At 50.9% G+C, this 4,007-nt stretch carries 5 protein-coding genes and 1 pseudogene; 3 read left to right on the forward strand and 3 right to left on the reverse strand.

Going from position 1 to position 4,007, the window contains the following annotated elements:
* Together Q0314_RS11265 and Q0314_RS02135 are read right to left on the reverse strand one after the other, a co-directional pair.
* On the reverse strand, positions 1-137 hold a 137-nt coding region (locus tag Q0314_RS11265; RefSeq protein ID WP_009495652.1), incomplete at its 3' end, for an ATP-binding cassette domain-containing protein.
* On the reverse strand, positions 134-337 hold the full coding sequence (locus Q0314_RS02135) for an iron chelate uptake ABC transporter family permease subunit (protein ID WP_298056008.1): 204 nt from the start codon (positions 335-337) through the stop codon (positions 134-136). The genes Q0314_RS02135 and Q0314_RS11265, both read right to left, overlap by 4 nt.
* A gap of 55 nt (positions 338-392) precedes the next feature.
* Here Q0314_RS02135 and proB point away from each other — a divergent pair, with 55 nt between their 5' ends.
* Together proB and Q0314_RS02145 are read left to right on the forward strand one after the other, a co-directional pair.
* The gene (proB, locus tag Q0314_RS02140) at positions 393-1,520 is read left to right on the forward strand and encodes a glutamate 5-kinase (RefSeq protein WP_298056010.1); all 1,128 of its coding nucleotides are present in this window, start codon (positions 393-395) and stop codon (positions 1,518-1,520) included.
* 220 nt (positions 1,521-1,740) lie between these two features.
* Entirely contained in the window at positions 1,741-2,349 is a 609-nt protein-coding gene (locus Q0314_RS02145) for a hypothetical protein (RefSeq protein WP_298056013.1), read from the forward strand.
* A gap of 13 nt (positions 2,350-2,362) precedes the next feature.
* Here Q0314_RS02145 and nhaA read toward each other — a convergent pair whose 3' ends face one another.
* Positions 2,363-3,544 (reverse strand): Na+/H+ antiporter NhaA, encoded by a 1,182-nt coding sequence (gene nhaA / locus Q0314_RS02150; RefSeq protein ID WP_298056017.1) that lies wholly within the window; start codon positions 3,542-3,544, stop codon positions 2,363-2,365.
* Between the two features lie 186 nt (positions 3,545-3,730).
* On the opposite strand from nhaA, the pseudogene proA reads away from it, so the two are divergent.
* Positions 3,731-4,007: pseudogene (gene proA, locus Q0314_RS02155) on the forward strand (gamma-glutamyl-phosphate reductase); the annotation flags it as partial.

A 4,007-nucleotide genomic window follows, 5' to 3' on the forward strand; every position in this document is an offset into this window, starting at 1 on the left:
CAGTTAAAAAACGTGCTCTTGCCGCTGCCGTTAGTGCCCAAAAGTCCGCATATGCTGCCTCTTTTGATCTCGATGCTTACGTCTTCGAGGCCAAATCCGCCGTAGCTAAAGGATAAATTTTTCGTTTGCAGTATCATTTTAGCAGCTCCTTTGCCTTGCTTCTTAAAAGCGCGATGAGAAAGGGCGCACCCACCAAAGAGGTTATGATGCCCACGGGAATCTCCGCCATCGCTACCGTGCGCGCGAGCGTATCGACTCGTTCAAGCGCAGAGGCGATCTTGGCCATTGTGCCGCGTATATCTTTTATACTAAACTCTTCGCCTAGTTGTAAAAACATAAAATTTAAAATAAGCCGTTTTGGGTATAATTTTCAAAAATTTCGGAGCGACAAAATGAACAGAAAAGAGCTTCTAGGCGGCGTAAAACGCATCGTCGTAAAGGTCGGTACCTCAACGCTGGCAAACGCGGACGGATCGCTAAACGAGGATAAAATCAAGCAAATCGTGGCAAATTTAAGCGAGCTAAACGAAAACGCCGAAGTGGTCTTCGTAACCTCGGGCGCCGTGGGTGCGGGCATGGGGCAGATGAAGCTCGCGCACAAGCCAAAATCCATCGTCGAAAAGCAAGCTCTGGCCGCCATCGGGCAGGTTTCGCTCATCCATCTTTATCAAATTTTATTTTGGGCGCACGGCAAAACGATCGCGCAGCTGCTGCTGACCAAAGACGACTTTAGCGACCGCCGCCGCTACCTAAATATGCGCAGCGTCCTGCGTTCCTTGCTTGCCAAAAAAATCATCCCAGTCATCAATGAAAACGACCCCGTCGTGGGCGAGGGAATAAGGGGCGTAAAAGTTGGCGACAACGACACGCTAAGCGCGCTGGTGGCGGGGCTAATCGAGGCTGATTTGCTCGTGATTTTGACCGATATCGACGGGCTGTATGACAAAAATCCAAGCGTTTTTGCGGACGCTAAATTTATAAATTTGGTCGAAAATTTAGATGATAGCATCAGAGCGGCTGCGGGCGCGGAGGGCAGTAAATTTGGCACCGGCGGCATGCGCACTAAAATCACCGCAGCCCAGATGGCGACCAAAAACGGCACTCACCTCATCATCGCAAACGGCGCCGACCCGCGAAATATAGTCCGAGCGGCACAGGGCTGCGAGGTCGGGACGCTATTTTTGGCAGGTAAAAATAGGATAAACTCGCGTAAATACTGGCTCGCCTACTCGGCCGCGGACAAGGGCTCAGTCGCTATCGACGCAGGCGCGGCAAAGGCGCTAAAAGAGGGCAAAAGCCTGCTAGCAGTCGGCATCCGCGAGGTCGTGGGCGAGTTTGAGCGCGGCGAAACGCTGGCTATCAAAGACGCAGGCGGCCGGACGCTAGCTCGCGGCATAACAAACTACTCCTCGGCCGAGCTAGCTCTCATAAAAGGTCGCAAGAGCGAGGAGATCGAGGCGGTTCTGGGCTACAAATACGAGGACGAGGCGCTGCATATCGACAATATCGCGCTGATTTAGGTCAAATTTGACGGTTTACTGGCGGCTAAATTTGGTCGTCATCGCGTCAAATTTACGTCAAATTTGAGGCAGATTTCGCTATGCGGCGGTAAAATTTAAAGCTGATACGGTGTTTCAATTTGATCAAATTTAGCCGCCCAAACCAACCGCGTGGGTGCCGTTAAATTTGACGGTTGATTTTAGAGCGCGCTTTAAAATACGGATAAATTTAAGGAAAACGATGAATGAAAAAGAATCGGAGACTGCGAAATCTCGGCGCGACTCTGCAGCGCGCAAAGGCTTGTTTGAGAGAGCGATTTTAGCCGGCTGGGCGCCGTTTTCGCTGGGCGTTATAGTTTTTGCTGCGCTTGGAGTTTGGGCGCTAAATTTGAGCCCGGAAGAGATTTTTCGGTCGAATTTTTGGCCGGGCTTTATCCGTGCCGTGCGGGTTTTTGCGCCGTTTTTGGATGATTTGGCTAAAAACGGATTAAAAATCGAAGTCGTAGCCTTTTACGCCTGCGCCGCGTGTTTTTGGCTGTGTTTTTTCGCGGCCGTTTTTTGCCTAAACTACGGCAAAGAGGATTTTAGGCGGGTAAATTTAGTCAAACTTATGGCAGCGTTTGCCCTGCTCGGCGGTTTTTGCTTTCTCGCGCTTAGCGGGCTGCTATTTGCGCCGGAGGGGATGGGCGGCAGATGGGGCGTTTACGTGCGGTTTGACGCCTACGCCCTTGCAAACGACAGCGCGCCTTATAATCTTGCCGTAGCCCTTGTTATCGGCGCGATTTTTGCGGCGTTTGGCGGCGTAGTTTGCGATTTGATTTATATATTACGAGGCGGCCGGCGGGAGTGAACCGTTTTGCTCGCTACCGTTTTTCTATCGCGCCCGGATTTTGGGTGCTAAATTTTAGCAATATAAACCCGGCGGCGCCCGAAACTACCGAACCTAGCAAGATAGCGAGCTTGTCCGTGTAGGCAAAGGCGTCTGTGTCGTTGTAGGCTAAGCCGTTAACGAAAAGGCTCATCGTAAACCCGACGCCGCAAAGCACCGCGATGCCGTAAAGCTGGATGAAATTTGACCCCTCGGGCAGCTTGGCTAGCTTAAATTTGATCGCTAAAAAGCTAAAAGAAAATACCCCGACTTGCTTGCCGACGAAAAGCCCCAGCGCCGTGCCTAGCGCGACCGGAGACAAAATCTCGTCCAGTCCGACGCCTCGCAGCGAGATGCCTGCGTTTACGAAGGCAAATATCGGCAGCACGCCAAAAGCCACCCAGCCGTGCAGGTCGTGCTCGATGCTTTTTAGCATAGATTTGCCGGGCTCGTCTTTAAAACTAAGCGGTATGAAAAAGGCCGATACGACGCCCGCAAGCGTGGCGTGAATTCCCGATTTTAGCACCGCTACCCACATCACCGCGCCTACGATTAGATACGCCGCTTTGCTCTTTACGCCGAGTCTGTTTAGCGCAAAAAGCGCGGCTAGGCAAACGCTCGCTACCGCAAGCATTTGTGTGCTAAGCTCGCTCGTGTAAAATAGCGCGATAATCACGATCGCACAAAGGTCGTCGACAATCGCTAGCGTCATGAGGAAAATTTTTAAACTAGTCGGTACGCGAGGCCCAAGTAGGCTCAAGATACCCAGAGCAAACGCGATATCCGTCGCTGTCGGTATCGCCCAGCCGCCAAGCGCAAAGGAGTCGTGTTTTGTAAAAAGATAAAAAATGACCGCGGGCACTATCAGGCCGCCTGCCGCACCGATGGCAGGCAGCGCGATTTGCGACGGATTTTTTAGCTCGCCCTCCAAAACCTCGCGCTTTAGCTCGAGTCCGATGAGAAAGAAAAATACCGCCATCAGCCCGTCATTCACCCACAATATTAACGGCTTGCTTAGCCCGTATTCGCCGAAGCTCACGGTAAATTTGGTCTTTAAAAACTCGTTGTAAAAATCGCTCAAAAACGTGTTTTGGCATAGTAGCGCCGCGACCGTAGCGATCATCAGTAAAATCCCGCCGCTAGCTTCGTGTTTTAAAAACTCTTTTATCCCGCCCATTTTGCTTCCTTTTTATAAATTTTGGCGATTATAGCGTATTTTTACGGTCGCATGAAATTCGGGCGAATTTAGCTATAATCAAGTCAAATTTAAAGCTAAAATTTGGTAGACGCATCGCTAAATTTTGCTTTGTCTTGTTACTTCTTTGCGCCTAAGAGAGGGCGCTTTATAAATTAAGGAGCGAAAATGAACGAAATTTTAAATATCTGTAAGCGCGCAAAGGCCGCTTGTAGCGAGCTTTTGAGACTTGACAGCAAGGCTAAATTTGAAATTTTAAACGCCGTGGCGGACGAGCTACTCGCGCAAAAAGACGCGATAAAAGCGGCAAACGCTAAAGACCTTGCAAACGGCGAGAAATCGGGGCTTAGTGCGGCATTGCTCGATCGTCTGCGACTAACGGACGCCCGTATCGAGGCTATGGCGCAGGGCGTGCGCGAGGTGGCAGGCTTTGCCGAGGTTGTAG

Origin of the sequence: uncultured Campylobacter sp., from assembly GCF_938040115.1 — a bacterium.
Taxonomy (GTDB): domain Bacteria; phylum Campylobacterota; class Campylobacteria; order Campylobacterales; family Campylobacteraceae; genus Campylobacter_A.

What these genes read in the sequence shown, in the direction of transcription:
- Q0314_RS02135 (WP_298056008.1), bottom strand. Translation starts at nt 337, where the DNA reads ATGTTTTTACAACTAGGCGAAGAGTTTAGTATAAAAGATATACGCGGC.
- nhaA (WP_298056017.1), bottom strand. Translation starts at nt 3,544, where the DNA reads ATGGGCGGGATAAAAGAGTTTTTAAAACACGAAGCTAGCGGCGGGATT.
- Q0314_RS02145 (WP_298056013.1), top strand. Translation starts at nt 1,741, where the DNA reads ATGAATGAAAAAGAATCGGAGACTGCGAAATCTCGGCGCGACTCTGCA.
- proB (WP_298056010.1), top strand. Translation starts at nt 393, where the DNA reads ATGAACAGAAAAGAGCTTCTAGGCGGCGTAAAACGCATCGTCGTAAAG.